The following is a 1692-nucleotide window of genomic DNA, read 5'->3' on the forward strand; positions in this document are numbered from 1 at the left end:
ACAATCATGATCCTCGTGATCGATTGAGCGCTTGGCCCCCGCTGCGCGAACTACAGAGTGGCCCGGGCGGCAACGCCTAGCAAAGGCCGGATATACGAATGCAACCGCACTGACGAAAGGGGTGGCAGGCTTTACTCACCACTTGCGGGGGGAGTCCATATACCGCATGTTAGACACTTTGCCACTCGCCAACTATACGAGCATAAAGCTCATCGACTTTGCGCATCCCGCTATAGGAAAAATAGCAGATGGAAAGCGCATTATATTGATTGGGGTAATGACGCACAAGCTTCATTGCTTTGACTGCAACGGCCATTGGGATTTCCGAGCCTTTGATCCTCAATGCGATGACGTCAGAAAGCTGCTGGGCTAATGGATGGTGAAGGCGAACTGAAAGATAACGCCATGTTTCTAGGCGCTGTGCAACCGTGACACGAACACGCCTTGGGGGCCTACAGAGTTCATGCGCAACCATGAAAGCAGCATTCGGCGAGATTTTCAACGCATCTGCAATAGTACGACGCCACTGCAGCGGGGCACGGTAGGGAAAGCAACAGTCAATTGACGTGATAAATTCTGACTCATCCATGATCTACTGCCTAACGTAAAAGTAAGGGGCGCGCCGAAGGCGCGTCCCACTTGACTGCCGGGTTGGGCATCACCGCCATCACTTGCGCTTAAACTCGACGTCTGGCGCAAACAAATAACCTTTTTTCCCTGACGGTAAACGCACAACCAAATAAGGCCATTCATTCCCATAATACATGGCAAGAACTTTTGGTATATCACCAGGTTCCAGATAACCAACAACCTTGTTTGGTAAGAATTGCGAACCGTAAGGGTACTCATCTGTTTCATAGACAGGCGCGCGCGTCTTCACGTCAAGGTGCCAGCTCTGCGTCCCCCAGTAGTTGACCAGTTGTTCAACTCCAACAACAGCCACAAAAACTGCGATCGCAAAGGCAATGTTGCGTACTTTCATAATGCCCAACGTTGAAGCTAAAGGGCGCGCTTTAGTGCGTCCCACCTGAGCGCCTAGTTAGGCAGGGGAGCCCAGCCGAGCGCAGTGATTGAAGATTGCACGAGCAGCGCGATCGAAAAAGTTTTTAGATCGGCTCTCGTGGGGTTTGGTCTGCCCCGTACTTCTCCAAAAGCACCACAATTTCAGTGGTTTTATGGGATAAAGCATAGTCATATGCTCTTAGGTTGTTGTCTGTGACTCGGTTTGGATTTGCGCCATTTTTAAGGAGCAACTCCATGATGGAGCGGATCTCGGGGCCATTCAGTGTGCGCTCTACTTCGTACTCATGTAGTAATAGGCGCAGATAGTCATTCGTTGGATCTGCCGAGGTTGCGGATGCGCCTGCTGCGAATAGCTTTTCTAGAACCTGGTAATCTTTCTCTGCAACAAACCTGTCGACGTAGCTGCTAAGGTGCTCATTTAGTTCAGGATGCTCTTCGCGCTCGCCTAGGAACTCTAGAAGATCTTCTCTGCTGAGGTATTTCATATTGCCTAACGACTAAGCTAACGGGCAGGCAAACGCGTAGCGTTTGACTGTCCAGCGAACGAAGTGAGCGAAGTTGAGTGCTGTAATGGACTCTCCCTGCACCACAATTACCCGCACCAGCGGTGTCGAGAATGGCGTTCGGAGGGTTCCAGCGATGTACAAGCAGATTGCAGTGGATTTGGCC

3 protein-coding genes are annotated in these 1692 nt (G+C 51.0%); all 3 read right to left on the minus strand.

The window, feature by feature from the left end; genetic code table 11:
* Positions 1–169: 169 nt before the first annotated feature.
* Entirely contained in the window at positions 170–589 is a 420-nt protein-coding gene (locus E5198_RS21090) for a hypothetical protein (protein ID WP_136491852.1), read from the minus strand.
* Between the two features lie 78 nt (positions 590–667).
* Positions 668–982 (minus strand): hypothetical protein, encoded by a 315-nt coding sequence (locus E5198_RS21095; protein WP_136491853.1) that lies wholly within the window; start codon positions 980–982, stop codon positions 668–670.
* Positions 983–1106: 124 nt separating this feature from the next.
* Positions 1107–1508, minus strand: a complete 402-nt coding sequence (locus E5198_RS21100; protein ID WP_136491854.1) for a hypothetical protein — start codon at positions 1506–1508, stop codon at positions 1107–1109.
* Positions 1509–1692: the final 184 nt, after the last annotated feature.

It is taken from the genome of Pseudomonas sp. A-1 (assembly GCF_004801855.1).
Taxonomy (GTDB): Bacteria; Pseudomonadota; Gammaproteobacteria; order Pseudomonadales; family Pseudomonadaceae; genus Geopseudomonas.